Raw genomic sequence first — 17639 nt, 5'->3', positions numbered from 1 at the left:
ACCAGCATCTGACGTGCCGTCACTGACACCACCCCACTGACACCAAAGCGGCACATCGCACCTGGGTGTCGTCCATCTCGTACAGGTCCTGAAGGATCTCGTCATTCCTGGACTCGGAGGCCCATGACACCTCGGCACCGGGCGTCGGGATGGACACCATCAGGAAGTCGTCGATGACCAGCACCGGATACGTCTCCGCCAGAGCGCGGAAGTCCGAGGGCAGCGCCGTCCCGAGGTCCGCCTCAAGCACGCCCCAGTCCACGCTGCGCCCCGCCGTCACACGCCACGACGTCATCGCCGGGAGCGCGGCCTCCAGCTCGTCGATCCTCAGCATGTCGTCTACCAATCCGTGCCGTTCTGAACCACCATGTTGTTGAACAGTAATCCGTCCTCGGTTTAGGCGGACATGGTGATGCTGTCCGCTATTCCCGTGGTGGGGCTGTAGTTGACCGGACCGTGTATATAACCCATCCCGTACGCTCACTCACCAGATAGGTGCCCTTGAAGCCGCGCTAGATGCTTCCTCGACAGTCGCATCCCCTCAGGTCCAACGGCACCTTCCTGCGATCTGCTCGTCCGATCGATCTATTCCGGTGAACAGCCGGTGCTTAGACCTACCCTTGCAACGGAAATCTTAGACGATTTCGAAACAGCCGACTGGCGGCGGTTTTTCGGATTGTCCGGCAGCATGATGAGATCAGTTCCGGCCCTGCCGTATCTCTGCCCAGGCCATCAACTGGCCCTTGATGAATGGATTGAGGTCGATCCTTGACAGCAACTCTTCGAACTCGTCAATCGAAAGATCATCTACTGTGAGTACGAGCTCCGCTTTAGTGGCACCCCATCGGCGAATTGACGGATTGGTTCGAATGGCCTGCAGGAGATTGTCTCGAACGAGCAAGCGCTGAATATTTGGGACGATTTCAGTACGCAAAGTTAAATCCATGACTTCCCCAATCGCAGTCCTACTGGCATCATTGAACGCCCAATAGACAGGCAGCACTTTCATCGTTTCCGGCCTATAGACCACCGCATCAGGCGGCAGAATGCGGGATCCCGCCAGAACTCCAGATGGATGAGGAGCTGGAATATCGGCAACCAGATACTCTCGATTTAGCCACTGCCAGTAGGGCTCCGGAACCATCGACCATTGCGCCTCGAATACCACATTGTCGGGATCGATGCGACGGGGATGGAACTGCAGGAAGGCGGAATCTCCGGAAGATGCTGTCAACTGGTACGTCGAACCCTTTTTCTTGAACCCCGCAGGCTTCACCGCAGGAGTAACATACTCCTTCAGGATATCATCAAGCTGCTTCACGATCATCCGCCGTTCACTGACGAAATGTTCCTGTATCGCTCGAAGCCCACACGGAAATCGACTTCATCGATATTTACCGATTGGATTTCAATTTCCGATAGGCGCGAATGGAGATTTTTGAGTCGTCTTTCAGTCTCCTGAGATCATCTCCGGGTGTGCCGCATCTCGGCCCAGGCGACCAACTGGGCCTTGATGGATGGGTTGAGGTCGATCCTTGACAGTGATTCTTCAAATTCGGGAAGCGAATACTTATCGACCATGAGCACCAGCTCAGACTGCAAGGCACCCCACAGTCGAATAGAAGGCTTATCTGTGGAGATTATGGCCTCCAGGAGTTTATCCCGGATCAGCAGGCGTTGAACCCTCGGAATCACATCCGTACGCAGCACCAAGTCTATAGATCCTCCAGTTTTTACTCGCGTCGTCTCGTTAAATGCCCACCGAGTGCTCAGCACGCCCAGCGCGCTGGGCGTATAAGCCGCCGTCTTCGGCGGTATTAGCGAGAATCCCGCGAGAGCCCCGGAGGGATTCGGAGATGGGACACCGGTCACCACACAGTGGCGGTTCAGCCACTGCCAATACGGCTCCGGAACGATCGAGCAATGGGCATAGAATACGATGTAATCCGGATCGACGCGAACGGGATTGAACTCTAGGAACGCAGCATCTCCCGAAGGTGTCGAGAGTTGATAATATTTTCCCATTTTCTTGAATCCGGCAGGCTTCACCGCAGGAGTCACGTACTCCTTCAAGAAATCACCAAGTTGCTTCATAAGCATCCGCCGTTCATCGATGAAATGGGCCCTCGCGAACACTATCATTCGCGAGGGCCCACATGTCACGCCGCCAATCCGTAACCGAGAAGTCCGCCAGCAGTCGCGACGACAGCCTCCTCAGGTGCGGTTACCACCGCTCCGACCCCCACCAGAACGACAAGCGGGATCAGAATGGGGTCGAATCCACCACCGCCACCAGATGAAGGCCTTGTTCCAATCCCTGGTTGGTTTACGGTCCCCGGGTATTCGCCCGGTCCTGGTCCAGCTGATGGCTGGGGCACGTTGTTTTGCTGAGCCGCCCTGGCTGCGGCCATCGGGCTATTGTTGTAAATGCTTTGGAATTTCTTGTTGTTCTGCCTTCCGTAGATCACCGCGCCCGACTCCGGTCCCATGACCTTGTCGCCGTTGCCGACGTCATACGGCCCCCCGATCATCCACCCGAGCACGGCATTCTTTCCCTCAGCCTTCAGGCGATTTACATACCATTGGGCTTCAGGGACAGCCTTGCTAGCGTCACCGGCGGACTTTACTTCCCAGACGTAATAGACGTCCGAGCTCTTGTCATAGCCGAGGATATCCGGGGTGCCATAGCTGCAGTCGGGACTAGCGAGACCGCGATTCCCCCGTACTTTCCCTCTGTTCCCGTTACGGGGATACATGCATTCCTTGTTCGCTCCATCTATTCTGGTCGGGGGTCGGATTTCGAAATCGGTTGCGCCGATACTCGCGGCTTGCGCCAGGATTTCTCCCTTCGCGTGTTCTTGCGCCTGGTCGTGACGGCTTGTCTTGTTTCCGTACTTTCCAGGCAGCATGAACAGCGCTGCCAAACCTGTGGCTGCACCGGGACACACGTCCATGATTCCCTGGGCGCAGGGCGCGTGCCCATCCATTTCGACGAAGCTCGTCGGGTTGCCGCCGGCAAACGCGTAACGGTTGCTGGTGTACGGGTCGCTGCCGAGCCCCATGTCGGCGAGGGCACCGTTGTACATATCCCGGGAGGTAAACCGGTTCAGCCCCGGGCTGTAGTTGCGGAAGCCCATGTCGTACGTGCCCGATTGGGCATCCCATCGCTTCGCGTTGAAACGGTAGGGGTTGTACGCCTCCTTGGTCGGGTCAGCGGTATCCGGCTTGTCGATGCCGCTGAACTCCGACTTGTCGTCGGAGCCATAGGCCGTGTAGCCGTAGGTCGCCTTGGAGTCGCCGTTCTTGTCGGTGAGCGTCTCGACGTCGGTGTGGCTGTTGTAGCCGTAGTAGCCGTCCTCCGTCGTGCCGTCCGTGTTGTGCTTGACCTGCGAAAGCCGGTCGCCCCACGGGCTGTACTGATACGACTTGGTCGTCTGGCCCGCGACCTGCTCACCAAGTACCTCTCCGGACAGGCCGAGGTAGGTGAAGTCGGTGGTCTTGCCGTTCGCGGTCTCCGACGTGGTGCGGTCAAGCGGGTCGAAGGAGAAGGTCGTGGACTTCAGGGAGCCCGCGCTGTCCGCCTTCTGGGATTCGACGACGTGGTCGAACCCGTCGTAGATGCTCCGCTCGGTGACCTTGCCGGCAGCTGTGACGGACTCCTGGCGACCGAAGGGATCGTAGTCGTAAGCGAACGACGTACCCGAAGTCAGCGACAACTGAAGCCGGTTGCGGTCATAGGTGAACGCCGAGGACGTGCCTCCGACCGTTTGGCTGGTGACATTGGCATTGTCGTCGTGGACATACGTCTCGGTACCGGCGCCGTTACCGGTCTTCACCGACTTCGCCAGTCTGTTGACCGGGTCGTAGGTGTAGTCCGTGGTCGAGGAGAGGTAGGCCGAGTGGGCGTCGGCGTTCATCTTCTTCGCGATATCTTCCGCCTTGTTCCCATTCGGGTCATAGGCGTAGGTGTGGTCGCTTACCAGCGTTCCGTTCGGCTTCTTCTCTGTCTGTACCTTCAGCGCCCCGTCGAGGTAGTAGCTGTAGTCGACGGTGTTGCCGTTGTTGTTGGTCTCCTTCAGCTTCTGGCCGCGGTCGGTGTACGTGTACGACGTCACCTTCGGCGAGGCGTCCACTGACGTCTTGCCAACCGAAACCGTCTTGACCAGCTCACGCAGGTCGTAGGTGTACTTGGAGAACTGGTCGGGGTGGGTGATGGTGTCCGGCTGACCGTTGGCGTCGTAGGCGTACGACGTCGTCTTCTTGGCGGTCCCGGCCAGGGCCTCGGTGACCATCTGGACCTGGTTGAGGCCCGTGTAGGTCATCGTGTAGGCATCGACCTTCGCACCGGACGAGGTGTCGTCGATCGACACCATGTTGCCGTTGACGTCGTAGCCGTAGGAGAAGGAGTTCTTCTCGGTGTCGCTCTCGCCAGTGGTGTCACGGACGAGTTTCACGCCGTCGGCGACCGCGATTCCGCCACTGTTCTGGTCCAGCTTCAGCTTGGCGTCATTGCCCTGCTTGAGGCTGTAGGAGCCCAGCGACACCCAGGTGCCGGTGGCGGCGTTCTGGTCCCTGGTCGCCGAGGGCGGGGTGGTGGCGCCCTGCGACAGCGTGTACTTCGCCGTCGTGGCCGCTCCGGTCACCTTGGGGTACTTCACGTACGCGGTGTACGTGCCGTCCTTGGGAATGTTCAGGGTCCAGGTGAAGGCATCAGTGCCCGTGCCGGCCGCGTGGGTGCGGTGGTCGTAGCCCTGCTGCCCGGCGACGTTCGCGCTCGCCCAGGTGCCGGTGGATGCGGTGTTCTGGGTGTCGGAGTTGTCGACCAGGATCACGCTCTTGCCGACCGGGACGCCGTCGTCCGACTTGGACTTCAGCTTGCCGTCGGGGTAGTACGACCAGGCCATGGTGCGGTTGGAGGATCCGCCGGCCGAGGTGAGCGTGCGGGCGGTCTGCTTGCCCAGCTCGTTGTAGTCGTACGAAGTGGTGATGTCCCACGGGTCGGTGGACGCCTTGGCCCAGCCGTTGTCGAAGTAGGTGAAGCTGGTGTCGTTGCGGACCGTCTGGCCCTCCGACGGCGGCAGCGAGGTCGTGGTGACCTGGCCCACCGCGTCGTAGTCCGTGCGGGTGTAGACGTCTGCCTTGTTGTAGCGCGCATCCGCAGGGTCGTAGGGCTGGTACTGCTTGACCGGACGGTTCAGCGCGTCGTACTCGGTACGGGTGGTGAAGTCGTCGGTGGCGGCCGTCTCCGTACCCCGCGGAGTGATCACCTTGGTGGTGTTGCCGACCTGGTCGTACTCGAACTTCGTGGAGCGGTAGGTGACCGATGTGGTCCCGTCGTGCGGAGCCTTCATCTCGGCCCGCTGACCCCGCTCGTCATAGGTGACGGTGGTGGTGTTGTTCTCTGCGTCCGTAGCGGAGACAGGCAATGAGTCCTTGTCGTAGGACTGCTTGACGGTCTTCCCTGCCGCGTCCGTTATCGCCGTGACCCGATGGTTCAGGTCGTAGGCGGTCTTGGTCGTGTAGTCGGTCGTATCGGCAGTGGCGTTCTTCTTCGGGTCCACCACCGTGGTCACGTTGCCGACGTTGTCGTACGTGTACGAGATCTTGTCGCTCGCCGAGTTCAGTACGCAGGTGAGCTGATAGATCTCGTTGTACGTGTTGGTGGTGACGAAGTCCGCCGCGTCCGATGTCGTCAGCGAACCCTTGGGCTCCGTCGTTGTCTTGAGATTGCCGACCTTGTCATAGGTGTAGGTCGACGTCCGCTGGTCCGATGCCGAGGAGTCCTTCGGCGCCGACGCCGAGGTGATCTGATCGGCCGCGTCATAGACACCCGTGGAAACGGCACCGTTGGGAGCCGTGGAGAGGGTGGCGTTGTCGTTGGCGTCATACACCGGAGCCGGAGTCGTGATCAGTACACCGGCGTTCTGGTCCTTGGGCACCGTGTTGACCAATGGACGCCCGTAGGTGTCGTAGGTCTGGGTTGTCCTCTTGCCCAATGCGTCGGTGACCTGGGTGACCTGGCCGCGCTCGTCGTACACGTACGACGAGGACTTACCCAGCGCGTCAGTGATCGTGGCCGGGTAGCCGGTCGGTCCGAAACCGCTGTTGGTCGTCGGATTGCCGTTGGCATCGGTCACCGTGGTCAGTTGACCGAAGGAGTCGTACCCGTAGGAAGTGGTGTAGTCACCAGCCGTTCCTGTGGTGGCGACGCCCTTGGGGTCGGTGACCGTCTTCAGGTTGCCGAAGGAGTCATAGCCGAACTGCCACTTGTGGCCCTCAGGGGACGCCTTGGTGAACACGTCGGCCGAGTAACCGTCCAGCCGTGTCTGGTAGGTGTACTTCGACGCGTTGGCCGGGTAGGTGCCGGCCGTGCAGTCCGAGGACGGTGGCACGCCCGCCTTGTTGCTCCCCGCTGCTCGCCCCGACGCTCGACCTCTTGGACGACCTGGGCCCGCTGCCCGATGACATCACGGTGCATCTGGACGCCGGCTACGACTCAACTACGACGCGCACCTCCCTCGCCGAACGCGGCCTGCACGGCCAGATCGCCTGCAAGGGTGTAAAAGCACCCATCCAGGCAAGTCAGCGCTGGCATGTCGAGCGCACGCGCGCCTGGCAGAACGCCTTCCACCGGCTCGCCCGCTGCTACGAACGTCGGACCATCGTGATCGACGCCTTCTTCGACCTCGCAGACGCGATCATCACCGTCCGCAGCCTGATCCGCCGGGCCTGGACTACCCATCGCTGGGACGACCGCCCGTGGCGCCGCCCATGAACCCCGCCTGTCTGCGCGGCCTCCTACGCGGAGACTGCTCCTGGCGACCGGCAACCCGGATCAGGCAATCCTAAAATGACGACGGGCGACGTCTTGCCCCTGTGGTTCAGGCGACACGGGTGTCGTGGGTCTCGCGGTTGGCGAGCACATCGTCCATGTGCTCTTCGGCCCAGGTCTTGAGGCCGCGCATCATTTCGTGCAGCGACAGGCCGAGATCCGTCAGCTCGTAGGCGACCGTGACCGGCACGGTCGGCGTCGCGGTGCGGGTGATCAAACCGTCGCGCTCCAGGGAGCGCAGCGTCTGGGTGAGCATCTTCTGGCTGACGCCGACCAGCAGGCGCAGCAGCTGCGAGTAGCGCATCGACCGGGGCTCGCCGGAGCAGTCGGCGCCTGGCTGATGCGAGCCGCCGCCGCTGCCGAGCGCGGCCAGGATCAGCGTGACCCACTTGTCGGAGAGCCGGTCGAGCAGCTTGCGGCTGGGGCAGACCGCCAGGAAGGCGTCGTACTCCACCTTGGCCTGTGCCCTCTGCTGGACCGCCGTCATCGTTGCCATGGACCGCTCCTCTCACCCGCGGGTGCCTTACGCACTCCGAAGTACCTACTTCCCAGCAGGAAGCTACATGTCAATGATGGGGCAAGACGCCGCTAGGAACCACCCCCTGTCTCACCACGAAAGGCACACCATGAGCACCCCCTCCGCCTCCCTTCCCGGCGGCACCTGGCCCCTGGGCGACCTGACCGTCACCCGGTTCGGCTACGGCGCCATGCAGCTCGCCGGCCCCTGGGTCATGGGGCCGGCGGCCGACCGCGACGGCGCACTCGCCGTCCTCCGCGAGGCCGTTGACCTCGGCATCACCCACATCGACACCGCCGACGCCTACGGGCCGCACATCACCAACCAGCTGATCCGCGAAGCGCTGCACCCGTACCGTGACTCGCTGCACATCGTGACCAAGGTCGGTGCGACCAGGGACGAAGAGGGAGGCTGGCCCCCGGCCCGACGGCCCGAAGAGCTGCGCCGGGCCGTCCAGGAGAACCTGGAGAACCTCGGCCTCAACGCGCTGGATGTGGTCAACCTCCGACTCGGCGACGCCCAGGGCCCCGTGGCCGGTTCGCTCGCCGAGGCGTTCGAGGCGCTCGTCGAACTCCAGCAGCAGGGTCTGATCCGGCACCTCGGCGTGAGCAACGCGACGGTGGAACAGGTCGCCGAGGCGCAGGCGATCGCGCCGATCGCGTGCGTGCAGAACATGTACAACCTCGCCCACCGCCACGACGACGCGCTGATCGACGAGCTCGCCGAGCAGGGCATCGCCTACGTGCCCTTCTTCCCCCTCGGTGGCTTCAGCCCGCTGCAGTCCTCGGCGCTTACGGCCGTGGCCGACCGACTGGACGCGACGCCGATGTCGGTCGCCCTGGCCTGGCTGCTGCAGCGGTCGCCGAACATCCTGCTGATCCCCGGCACCTCGTCGGTGGCGCACCTGCGCGAGAACATCGCGGGCGCAGGACTCTCGCTCTCCGACGAGGATCTGGTCGAACTGGCCAAGATCGGCCGATAGCCCCGCGGAACTTCCCAGTGGATGGGCCGGATTGACCCTCCGCCGCTCGGGCAGCAGCGCCGCGAATTGGTCCCACAACGGGTCGGTCAGCGATGTTGGAAGGACGGGCACAGGTCTCCCCCATGGTCACAGAGTGTCGCAACTCCATGATCACTGGCACCTATGCCCGCCTTCTCGCCGAGGCCCCCATGGCGCCTATGTGCGCGAGCTCTAAGTTTCCGAAGCTCGATCGCCGGTTACCGAAAGTCATATTCGGCGCGGTACGGCTCCGTCCTGCCAGCGGTAGAGGTCGCGCAGCAGGGAGATCTCGGCGCCGTGATGGATCAGCTCCCTGTTGACGTGCAGGACCCTGTTCTCCATGGGAAACCGCTCCGGACCCACCGTGGGCGGATTGTCCAGGTCAGCGTCCGAGAGCTTGCGGACCCCCGCGTTCCATCCCCCATACATCTCATCGAGCTGTTTCAGCGCCTCGTCAGCGGTCCCCGCGTAGGCGAATGTCTGGGAGTCGGCGTCCTGGCCGCCGAAGTACCATCCGACCCGATAGCCCAGGCACGAGACGATGAGGTGCGCCAGCCGCCAGGCAATCGTGGTCACCAGTGCCGGCACCGGGGCAGGGGACGCGGAGTCCATCGTCCATTCCCCCGAGCCTTCCAACATCGGTGCGGCCGACGTGTCACGTGGGCGGATGCTCCAGCAGCCGCGCACCGGCTCCCAGAAGTACTCCTCGTCAGTAAGACCATCCAGCCGGGGCCGCAGGTTCTTGCGCCAGTACCAATCCAACTGCTCCGCGAGCCGCTCACTTCTTGTCATCGCCGCACACTACAGACCCGTCGAGCAGAGTGATCGTCGCCGTCTGCGGTCATCCTCCACTGTCACAAAACCCGCAGGCAGTCATCCCTAATTGGCACAGAAGTCAATCGATCGGCCTTCGCTGTCAATCGATCAACGCTCACTGGCACAGGTCAATCCGTGAGCGCCAGGCCGTCGCCGTCGACGCGTGAAGTGTCACGCTGTCACGCCCCTGCTGCAAAGGGGGCGTTGAGGGGTATCCGCCAAGGTCAGGGACGCTTCAGCGGTTGGCGTGACACCGGCCGTGACACCCGCCGTGACAGCTACGCCTGGCCCGACGGCTTCCGTATCCGGCGCAGCGCGCCGCGCAGTCCGCGGTTGCGGTACGCCTGGGCGTGGCGGCAGGGCCCGCAGTAGACGCCGTCCTCGGGCGGAACGGTGATCTCGGTGTACCAATCCACCGGGACGTCCACCAACTGCTCGCAGTCCAGCGTCGCGCACTGCGGAACAACCGGGGCCCGCTCCGCGTCTTCCTCGGCCTGCCACTGCTGCAGTCGCTGCGCCTGTTCGGCTTCACGTGCTGCTTGCTCAGCTTGCCGGCGGGCCTCGGCTGCGGCGCGGCGCTTCCTTGCCCGCTGCTGCTAGGCCGCTTTGGTGCGGGTGTCGGTGAGCGCGGTCAGCAGCGGCTCGAACTCCGCACCCCGCTCCTGCGCAACGCGCCGCCAGGCGGGGCCGTGCGGGCCGTGCGCCTGCAAGCGGTCCAAGGTCGTCAGCACCAGCGGAACCTTGTCGGTGAAGTCGAGGTAGCCGTCGTCGTCGTCGAACTGGCGGTCGTCGGCTGCCCAGTGCTCCCGGGTGAGGGTGGCGAGTTCCTGTATGCGGTTGTGCAGTGCGCGCGGGCCGGCGCCGGTGAACACGAACGCCAGCGGCGGCCAGCCCGGCAGGCCGCTGTCGGGGTAGAGCGTCTGCCAGTACGGCACACTCCCCTCCTGCCCGGTCCGGCGCACCGTCCAGGTACCCGGGGTGGCCGGGTTGTTGACCTGGCGGCGGTAGCAGGCGGCGTAGGAGGCGACTTTGTCCGCGAGGCGCTGCACCGGCTCGGTGGCCCGGTCCACCTCGACCATCAGCAGCGGCAGCCCGGCTTCCTTCGCGCGCAGCACCGCGTCCGCGCGTACGTTCTGTTTGCCGGTGGCGGCCAGGGCGTGGGGGACCTCGGTGCGCCAGGACGTGATGTCGCCGATGCCGCCCCGGGTGAAGGCGACGATGGTGGCATTGACAGCCATCGCGTGCGGCGCCCCGCCCTGGCCCGCGCCGCGCGCCCGGCCGCCGATCTCCTGCGCGTCGCGCCCCAGCAAACTGCCCGCCGCGTCCAACTCGGCCGCAGTCAAACTCCACAGCTTCTGCGACGGCTCCCCATTCCGGTCCGGCGCCCCGAACCTCCCGGCCGGACCCGCCGTATTGCCTTCCGAGAGCACCTTGCCCTTCGCCTGAAGGACCAGCAGGGCGTTGCGCATCACCTTGTTGTCCGACAGGTGCGGGCGCACCAGGTGCAGGATCTGGGTGGCGGTCGCCACCTTCAGCACGCCCAACACCTTCAGGACGTCCTCCTGATCCTTCACCGTCGATCGCGGCTTCGACTTCACTCGTGCTTCGGTGCTCGCCATCTGGTGCCTCCCCGTGCCATAGCTGCAGAAGCCCTCCATCGTCGCCTGCCGGTACGACAATCCACCCCGGCCCCCTTGGTCGGCCGACGCGTCAGCGGCGGCCACGCGGCCCGCGCAGGGCCCGCCGGAGGCCAAGGGAACGGCTGTCGAACCCCTCGTGCCGCCACCTCCACCAGCCGTACCCGTCCCTTTTCATCGGGTACAGCAAGGAGGTGGGGGCAAGAGGGTCGTCAGGATTTCCAGTGACGTGCGGTCAAGGGGTCTGACCTGCGGAAACACCGGAACAAGGCGGGCGGCTGTCGGTAGCAGTCTTGGGTGCAGGAACGGTAGCTATCGCGGAAGGAACCCCGGTAACCGGCCGACACGGCCCTGCCGGTCAGCAGCACCATCACCACCAGCGCCTGGCAACGCTCACCCCGCAGCATGCGGAACAGCACTTCTACCGCCGGACGGTCACCGCGGTCACTGCAGCTGAACTTGGCCCGGCAGCGCCGCAGTTCGTCATCCCCTCCATTGTGCACTTCACCGGTGTCCCCAAGCCGGTCAACCCCAGCCACGCCCACGAGCCGGCCGCCGCCCGCCGGCGAGGGTGAGGAAGCAAGAACACCTCTCCCCTTTCACAGGGAAGAGGTGTCGGCACGCGCCGCCCGGTTGCACTCCTGGCCCGAGCAGGCTGGATGCGGTGCAACGGCACTGCACCGGTGAAACCCGCCGCGAAACGCCTGACGAAACCCGTCACGAAACCCGTCACGAAACCGGTCACGAAACCTGCCGCGAAACCCGGAACCGCCGCGGCCGCACGACGCGCGTTCCACGATTCCACCCGCGCGCCCGTTTGATCCCGTTCCAGCCCCTTGTCCAGACGGTTTGTCTTGCTCTATGCCGATAGAAACGATTCCGGCCCTTCCGTGCCGCCCGCGTGCGCGGCCGGTACGAGAGCAAGCATGTGAGCAACCGCCCGCCCGCCGACGGGGGCGTGACGGCACCGTACCGGCATTCCAGGGCTCTGACCTGCGGTAGTGATGTTCCTGGAACGCCTGCCGCACCGGGCGCCGATGCGCGTTCCACCGGTAAATCGAAGGTGCGCCCGACATCGCACCGTCCCGTCCCATCGCGCGTCCGCGGGGTGCGCACCAAGGTGCGGTCGGTGCGGTGGTGCGGTCGGTACACGCACCAGGTGCGGTTGGTGCGGCGGTGCGCACGCACCTGGTGCGGTCGGTGCGCATCGTGCGGCACACGAGCGCACCGCTCTGTACATGCCCCCGGCGGCAGGCCGGCGCCCCGCGCGCAGTGCCGGGGACGGCGCGTTCAGGGTTCCAGGCCCAGCGAGCGCAGCACCTTGCGGCCGTCCTCGATCTGCTGGCGGGCTGCTTGGACTTCCCGGCGTGCGGTGCGCAGCGAGTTCCGCACGCCGTGCAGCTGCTGGTGCGGGGACAACTGCGCGGGCGGGTTGCTCGTGGACAGCAGCGCCTGGGCGCCCGCCAGGAGGTGGTTGACCGCCGGCGCCACCGTGTAGCCGTCGCCATCGTCGTCGCTCTGGGTGGCGGTCAGGTCGGTCAGTGTGCGGTTGACCCGGGCCTGCAGCAGCCGCGACCACACGCCGCCCAACGCTGCGGATCCGTCGCCGTCCGCACGCAGCGTGTTGCTGATCCCGGCGACGTAGCCCTCGCGGACCGCTTCCAGGTCCAGGCGGTCGGTGTCGATGGTCACCGCGGACTCCACGCAGTACAACAGCATCCCCAGCGCGACCGCCCGCGGCATCGGGTCCGGCACCGGCAGCTCCACGCCGATCGTGCGCAGACAAGCGTGAATCTGAGCGGTGCTCAACAACGGATCGTCACTCACGAACGGGCCCTTCCAACGGCGCGGCCAACTGCCTGCCCAGCTTGCCGGTACCCGCCCCACACCCGGGCAGAATCAGCGGAACCGGCCCCGGCCGACCGGAGCCGGCGGTACGGGAAACCGATGACGTACCAGCGCCGCCGTTGACGTACACAGCCAGGCAGGAAGGTCCGGGCCGGCGGCCCGAACGTCTGTCGGAGCCGGAACAACCCGTCACCGTGCGGGCGGCCAGGCCCGTTGATCGGAAGGCGGGCAAGGGGGGGGTAGCGCCTGCGAACCGTGGGAACGCGCCCGCACCGTGAGTCTGCGGTGTGCGCGCGGGAGAATGCCGCCGCAGGCTGGAAATATGAGGAGTGCGCCGATCGTCGTGCACCGGCTGTCTGCCGCAGGGGGCCGCCGGGTGACCGCGCGGGCCCAGGACGTCGAGCAGATCCTGGGCGTCGCCTACAACGACCGGGACGTCATCGAGTTTCTGCGCCGGGTCGGCATCGACGACCCCGAGCCCCTCCTGGACCACCCGGACTGGGTGGAGTGGCGGGGCGGCCGGCCCCACCAGTGGGCGACCGCCTCGTAAGAACCGGTCTCTGAGCCCCTGGCGATGGTCGGCTCGGTGGGTCAGGCGGCCGGCAGGACCGGGTGATCGATGTGGTGGTGCTCGACCTCGACGCCGTACTCGCCGTCCCAGGCGGTCCAGATGCGGCGCGCAACCGCTTCGGCCACAGCCACGGAGCGGTGCCGGCCTCCCTGGCACGCCACGGTCAGGCGGGTCACACAGCCGTGGGGAACCTCGTCGGCCAGGGCGCGCAGCTGCACGGCGGTCCGGGCGATCAGACTCCCGAGCCCCGGGGGTGGACAGGACGTGGTCGTACACCGCGCTGTCCAATCCGGTCAGGTAGCGTATCGCGGGGTCGTCGGCCGGGTTGCGCAAAGCCCACCGAAGGTCGAGATACAAGCCGTCGGTGACGAGCGCGTGGGCGCCGTCGTGACGGACACCGATGGAGCGGATGATGTAGGTTCCCGGCTTCGGTGTCACATGCCGAGGCTGCGGCCTGGGACTTCGCGCATTCCGCGCATCGTGTCCCTCCGACCGTTCCGCGTTCGTGTGTCCCTTTCCCAGCGGTTGTCGGTACGGTCGGCGTATGTGCAGATACGCCTTCGCCCAGTACAAGCTGCACTACGCGTGCGTGTCGTGCCGGATCAGCTTCAAGCGACATCCTCGCGATGGTGGACACTCGTGCTCGCGCTGCTCAGGCCCGTTGCTATGCGCCGGCCACGACTTCGCCCCGCCCCGCCGCAGTAATCGGAAGGCATGGTCGGTCGTCTCGGCAGTTCTCAACGCCGGGCTGCGCTACGACGGCTTCGAACCGTGTGGTTGCGGACGGGATCCGAAATTCCGCCCCCGGACCCGCGCCCAGCTCCGCGCCCGCCGCATCGTCGCTGCCCGGACTGGTACGCCGCTCGTGGAGTTGCTCGGCCGGGCCGACCCCCTGGAGACCCGCTGAACCAGACGGTGCTGGAGCTGCTGTCCCGTCGAAGTGCATCTGGCAGGTAGAGATTGGCTGACCTGCTGGGCTGCCAGGTCGTATGAGACAACCGAGGGTCGGCATTCTCAAACGACCTGGCTTCTGCGGAAGTCTCGTTCGAGATGGAGCAAGAAGCGCCGTAGGGGCCTGCATTCCTAGGTTGGTGTAGCTCCGGGCGGATCGTTGGCTCAGCTCGGCAGTCGCCAGCCAGAGCTCTTGATCATTCGGCCCGGACGACTTGTCGTCTGTTCACCGGGGCGGTGTGATGGCCTGGGGTCAGCGCACCTGTCGGCGCCAGACCGAGGGGCTGACTCCACGGGCCCGCTTGAAGGCCACGCTGAAGGCGAACGCGTCCGCATACCCGACGTCGCGGGCCACGGCGGCAACGGTTGCGTCCGTGTCCTGGAGCAAGTCAGCCCCCAGGGTCATCCGCCACCCGGTGAGGTACGTGAGCGGGGGCTCGCCGACCAGGCTGGTGAAACGAGCGGCGAAGGCGGCGCGAGACATGCCGACCTTGGCGGCCAGCTCGCCGACCGTCCATCGGTGGGCGGGCTCCTCATGCAGGAGGCGCAGCGCGTCGCCGATGGCTGGATCGGCCAGCGCCCCGTACCAGGAGGGGAGCGCCGTCTGCGGCTTGGCGCACCATGCCCGCAGCGCCAGCACGAGCACGAGATCCAGCAGCTGATGCAGGACGGCATCCTGGCCGGGTTCCTCACGGGTGACCTCGGTGGCGAGCATGTCCAGCGCCGCACGGGTCCGCGGCCCAGCAGGAACGACCGCCAGCGGCGGGAGCATGTCCAGCAGGCGGTCGCCCACGTCGCCACGGAGTTCATAGGCCCCCCGGAGCATGGTCGTGGCCCCGGGCAGACCGTCGCCGTAGGTACGGGGGGCCACGATCCGATGGGCCCCCGACCCCTCCTCGCCCCTGCCGACGACGTACTTCTTTCCCCCGCGGACCACGACCTGGGGCGGGGTGGACGGGCCGTCAGCGATCGTGTACTTGCCGGTTCCGCTGAGAAGGGCGATGTCGCCTGAGGCGAGGAGCACCGGCGCGGCGTCGGAGTCGTGCAGCCGGACCGACGCGTGGCCACCGAGCGTGGCCACGACCGTGAGCGGAGGAGCGTCAGCAAAGGTCATGGACCAGGGCGGGCGCTGGATCAACTGTCTGATCAGCGCGTGCCTGGCACGGGCCCGGTGCAGCAGATCGCTCAGAACGTCCACGCCGACGAGGCTAGACGATCACAAAGGTATCTACGACGTTCTCCCATGGATCGTCTTCCGTTCCTGGAGTTCTCTGGAGGCATGGAGAAGATCCTCATCCTCGGCGGCACCGGCAAGACCGGTCGCCGCATCGTCCGGCGGCTGAAGGCCGACGGCCAGCCAGTTCGCACGGCCTCCCGCACCAGCGGCGACGTCCCCTTCGACCTCGACATCCCAACGACTTGGGCGCAGGCCCTCGACGGCGTTGCCGCCGTCTATGTCGTGGAGCCGAATCTGCGCACGGGCGCGGATCGCCAGGCGCGTATGCCGAGGTTCATGGCCGAAGCGGTCGCCGCAGGCGTGCGGCGGCTGGTGCTGCTGTCGGCCTACGGCGTCGGTCATGCCGACGACAGTCACCCCCTCAAGGCCGCCGAGCAGGCCGTGCGTGGCAGCGGCGCCGACTGGACCATCCTGCGACCGGACTGGTTCTCTCAGAATTTCAGCGAATCCTCTTGGCTGCCGGGGATCCTTGACGGGACCTTGTCCCTGCCGACCGGGAACGGGCGCACACCATTCATCGACGCAGAGGACATCGCTGAGGTCGCCGCGGCATCGCTGACTGAAGACCGGCACAGCGGCCAGATCTACCAGCTGACCGGCCCTCGGGCGATCAGCTTCGGTGAGGCAGCCGACCTCATCAGCGAGGCCACCGGGCGCACGATCCGTCACGTCGATGTCGCCCCAGAGGTCTTCATCGAGCGCTGGGTCGCCGACGGCTTCCCGGCCGATGTCGCGCGATCGCTCACCGACCTCCTCGTGGCCGTCCGCGACGGCCGGGGCTCCGCGGTCTCCGATGGCGTGGCACGAGCCCTCGGTCGGCCGGCTCGGCGGTTCGAGGACTACGTCGCCGCGACTTCCGCCGCGGGTCACTGGAACTGACCCAACCAACCCACGTCCGACGATCATTCACGAAGCGCTGACCCGTTGGCATGCCGTTTCGTTTGAGAACACTGACCTTCGGTGTTCTCAAACGACATGGCTTTCACGGAACTCGGGTGGAGAATCTGCCGGCACGAACGAGAACGAGTGAGAATCCGACAGCTGCGATGCGACAGGACAGCTGCCGTTCCGTGAAATTGGTCCCATGGGTCAGTCAGGGGACACGGCGACGCGGAATGGGTCACTCAGGCGCGGAACCTACAGATGACGGTGGTGACGGGGCCGAGCCCGTCCAGGTATGTGGTCTGCATGCCCACCACCATTACGGCCCGGCGGCTATCTCGGTAGGAGTTGCCCGTTGCGTCTCTCGGACTCTCCACCTGCCTGCCCGGCACGCGCTCAACGCGGGGGCGGGCAGGGGAATCAGATGCCGGATCAGCTGCGGCGCGTCCGGAGCGCTCCAGACCTTGGTCCTCGCTACGCTGCGGTCGGCCTTGAGCGTACCGGCCGTGTCAAGGCGGAGAAGGAAGGCGCGCCGATGCTGTCGGAAGTTTGGTCAGCGGGCGGGCCGCCCAGTTGGCCAGCGTGTGCTGTGATGCTGCGCATGACTCTCGGGGAAAAGCTGGACAGCGTATGGCTGAACTCGCTCGACTACTGGAGCGGCCGCATCACCCGCCAGCCGGGGATAGGCGGGTTCATAACGAAGAGACTGCCGCCGATCATGGTCTGTGTGGCTGCCCTCGCCCTCACCATTCTGGCAAGGATCGTCCTCCCCAAGGACGACGGTTCTTTCATGCTCGCCACGATCGGTCCGGGCATCGCCGCCTGGATCTTCATCAAAGGGTCCAAGTCACGCGCGCAAGAGCGTCACGACGCGAGGCCGGAGCGTGTCCCTGAGAGGGTCGCGGTCGTCGAACGGTCCCTTCAGGCAGCGGCAGGAGAGACGGAGCGGGCAATGGCCGCGACCAAGACCGCGCTAGCTCAATCGCACCAACTGTCGGCAGACCTCCAGGCCCAACTTGAATCCCTGACTGAGGCCGTGGCCCAGACGCATGCGGAAGGCCGGCGGGCGCGGCTCCTGGCGGATTTCAGCAAACACGAGGTCGAAGCCGTTACCTCACTAGTCGCCAACACCTTCAAACCCGAGGTGCGGCACCTTGACCGCATGGCTCTGGTGTACGCGATGTCGGGCTGGGCGGCAGCAGTATTGGTACTGGTCCTCGATCACCACATTCCCCGATGGTGAACACTGGTGCGGGCAGCTTCGCCAGGCCATCCGCACCAGTCCCCAAGAACGTCAGCTGGGTTTCCAGCCGCGGACTTCGATGTGGGTGATCTGCGCGTCGGGCTG

14 protein-coding genes and 3 pseudogenes are annotated in these 17639 nt (G+C 65.4%); 5 read left to right on the top strand and 12 right to left on the bottom strand.

Translation table 11 applies throughout. The annotated features are described in order from the left end of the window. Nucleotides 1-19 precede the first annotated feature (19 nt). The 4 genes and pseudogenes from C8250_RS42870 to C8250_RS42855 form a co-directional block, all read right to left on the bottom strand. Nucleotides 20-334 (bottom strand): hypothetical protein, encoded by a 315-nt coding sequence (locus tag C8250_RS42870; protein WP_138357196.1) that lies wholly within the window; start codon nt 332-334, stop codon nt 20-22. A 363-nt stretch (nt 335-697) separates the two neighbouring features. Continuing rightward, on the bottom strand, nt 698-1327 hold the full coding sequence (locus C8250_RS42865) for a hypothetical protein (protein WP_138357195.1): 630 nt from the start codon (nt 1325-1327) through the stop codon (nt 698-700). A gap of 137 nt (nt 1328-1464) precedes the next feature. Continuing rightward, complete coding sequence (locus C8250_RS42860) at nt 1465-2100, bottom strand: hypothetical protein (RefSeq protein ID WP_138357194.1); 636 nt, start codon at nt 2098-2100, stop codon at nt 1465-1467. Nucleotides 2101-2159: 59 nt separating this feature from the next. Next, a pseudogene (locus C8250_RS42855) lies at nt 2160-6419 on the bottom strand (RHS repeat-associated core domain-containing protein); the annotation flags it as partial. On the opposite strand from C8250_RS42855, the pseudogene C8250_RS42850 reads away from it, so the two are divergent. Beyond that, nucleotides 6407-6775, top strand: a pseudogene (locus C8250_RS42850) (IS5/IS1182 family transposase); the annotation flags it as partial. The pseudogenes C8250_RS42855 and C8250_RS42850 sit on opposite strands and share 13 nt — an antisense overlap. 106 nt (nt 6776-6881) lie before the next feature. On the opposite strand, the gene C8250_RS42845 reads toward C8250_RS42850, so the two are convergent. Then, a complete protein-coding gene (locus C8250_RS42845) occupies nt 6882-7328 on the bottom strand; it encodes a helix-turn-helix domain-containing protein (protein ID WP_138357192.1) in 447 nt (148 codons plus the stop codon). Nucleotides 7329-7458: 130 nt separating this feature from the next. Here C8250_RS42845 and C8250_RS42840 point away from each other — a divergent pair, with 130 nt between their 5' ends. Further along, on the top strand, nt 7459-8331 hold the full coding sequence (locus C8250_RS42840; protein WP_138357191.1) for an aldo/keto reductase family oxidoreductase: 873 nt from the start codon (nt 7459-7461) through the stop codon (nt 8329-8331). Between the two features lie 12 nt (nt 8332-8343). Here C8250_RS42840 and C8250_RS44365 read toward each other — a convergent pair. From C8250_RS44365 to C8250_RS42820, 5 genes and pseudogenes are all read right to left on the bottom strand, one after another. Beyond that, a pseudogene (locus C8250_RS44365) lies at nt 8344-8442 on the bottom strand (IS5/IS1182 family transposase); the annotation flags it as partial. A gap of 135 nt (nt 8443-8577) precedes the next feature. Then, complete coding sequence (locus C8250_RS42835; RefSeq protein ID WP_138357190.1) at nt 8578-9141, bottom strand: DinB family protein; 564 nt, start codon at nt 9139-9141, stop codon at nt 8578-8580. 302 nt (nt 9142-9443) lie between these two features. After that, nucleotides 9444-9581, bottom strand: a complete 138-nt coding sequence (locus tag C8250_RS42830; protein ID WP_187145230.1) for a hypothetical protein — start codon at nt 9579-9581, stop codon at nt 9444-9446. 180 nt (nt 9582-9761) lie between these two features. Beyond that, nucleotides 9762-10784 (bottom strand): replication-relaxation family protein, encoded by a 1023-nt coding sequence (locus C8250_RS42825; RefSeq protein WP_187145229.1) that lies wholly within the window; start codon nt 10782-10784, stop codon nt 9762-9764. A 1308-nt stretch (nt 10785-12092) separates the two neighbouring features. After that, nucleotides 12093-12611 carry a hypothetical protein gene (locus tag C8250_RS42820; RefSeq protein ID WP_138357188.1) on the bottom strand — a complete coding sequence of 173 codons (519 nt, stop codon included), beginning with the start codon at nt 12609-12611 and terminating at the stop codon, nt 12093-12095. Between the two features lie 361 nt (nt 12612-12972). On the opposite strand from C8250_RS42820, the gene C8250_RS42815 reads away from it, so the two are divergent. Beyond that, entirely contained in the window at nt 12973-13200 is a 228-nt protein-coding gene (locus tag C8250_RS42815) for a hypothetical protein (protein ID WP_138357187.1), read from the top strand. A 41-nt stretch (nt 13201-13241) separates the two neighbouring features. Here the strand turns inward: C8250_RS42815 and C8250_RS42810 are convergent, their stop codons facing one another. Together C8250_RS42810 and C8250_RS42805 are read right to left on the bottom strand one after the other, a co-directional pair. Continuing rightward, nucleotides 13242-13439 carry a hypothetical protein gene (locus tag C8250_RS42810; protein WP_244809767.1) on the bottom strand — a complete coding sequence of 66 codons (198 nt, stop codon included), beginning with the start codon at nt 13437-13439 and terminating at the stop codon, nt 13242-13244. A 986-nt stretch (nt 13440-14425) separates the two neighbouring features. Continuing rightward, nucleotides 14426-15370 carry an AraC family transcriptional regulator gene (locus C8250_RS42805; RefSeq protein ID WP_138357185.1) on the bottom strand — a complete coding sequence of 315 codons (945 nt, stop codon included), beginning with the start codon at nt 15368-15370 and terminating at the stop codon, nt 14426-14428. An 81-nt stretch (nt 15371-15451) separates the two neighbouring features. On the opposite strand from C8250_RS42805, the gene C8250_RS42800 reads away from it, so the two are divergent. Beyond that, nucleotides 15452-16288 (top strand): SDR family oxidoreductase, encoded by an 837-nt coding sequence (locus tag C8250_RS42800; protein WP_138357184.1) that lies wholly within the window; start codon nt 15452-15454, stop codon nt 16286-16288. 427 nt (nt 16289-16715) lie between these two features. Beyond that, the gene (locus C8250_RS42795) at nt 16716-17534 is read left to right on the top strand and encodes a hypothetical protein (protein ID WP_138357183.1); all 819 of its coding nucleotides are present in this window, start codon (nt 16716-16718) and stop codon (nt 17532-17534) included. The last annotated feature ends 105 nt before the right edge of the window (nt 17535-17639 follow it).

The sequence above is a fragment of the Streptomyces sp. So13.3 genome (assembly GCF_005860785.2).
Classification (GTDB): domain Bacteria; phylum Actinomycetota; class Actinomycetes; order Streptomycetales; family Streptomycetaceae; genus Actinacidiphila; species Actinacidiphila fildesensis.
Note: the sequence above shows the minus strand (reverse complement) of the source record. Positions and strands in the feature narration are given on the sequence as shown.

What these genes read in the sequence shown, in the direction of transcription:
- C8250_RS42870 (WP_138357196.1), bottom strand. Translation starts at nt 334, where the DNA reads ATGCTGAGGATCGACGAGCTGGAGGCCGCGCTCCCGGCGATGACGTCG.
- C8250_RS42865 (WP_138357195.1), bottom strand. Translation starts at nt 1,327, where the DNA reads ATGATCGTGAAGCAGCTTGATGATATCCTGAAGGAGTATGTTACTCCT.
- C8250_RS42860 (WP_138357194.1), bottom strand. Translation starts at nt 2,100, where the DNA reads ATGCTTATGAAGCAACTTGGTGATTTCTTGAAGGAGTACGTGACTCCT.
- C8250_RS42845 (WP_138357192.1), bottom strand. Translation starts at nt 7,328, where the DNA reads ATGGCAACGATGACGGCGGTCCAGCAGAGGGCACAGGCCAAGGTGGAG.
- C8250_RS42840 (WP_138357191.1), top strand. Translation starts at nt 7,459, where the DNA reads ATGAGCACCCCCTCCGCCTCCCTTCCCGGCGGCACCTGGCCCCTGGGC.
- C8250_RS42835 (WP_138357190.1), bottom strand. Translation starts at nt 9,141, where the DNA reads ATGACAAGAAGTGAGCGGCTCGCGGAGCAGTTGGATTGGTACTGGCGC.
- C8250_RS42825 (WP_187145229.1), bottom strand. Translation starts at nt 10,784, where the DNA reads ATGGCGAGCACCGAAGCACGAGTGAAGTCGAAGCCGCGATCGACGGTG.
- C8250_RS42815 (WP_138357187.1), top strand. Translation starts at nt 12,973, where the DNA reads ATGAGGAGTGCGCCGATCGTCGTGCACCGGCTGTCTGCCGCAGGGGGC.
- C8250_RS42800 (WP_138357184.1), top strand. Translation starts at nt 15,452, where the DNA reads ATGGAGAAGATCCTCATCCTCGGCGGCACCGGCAAGACCGGTCGCCGC.
- C8250_RS42795 (WP_138357183.1), top strand. Translation starts at nt 16,716, where the DNA reads ATGCCGGATCAGCTGCGGCGCGTCCGGAGCGCTCCAGACCTTGGTCCT.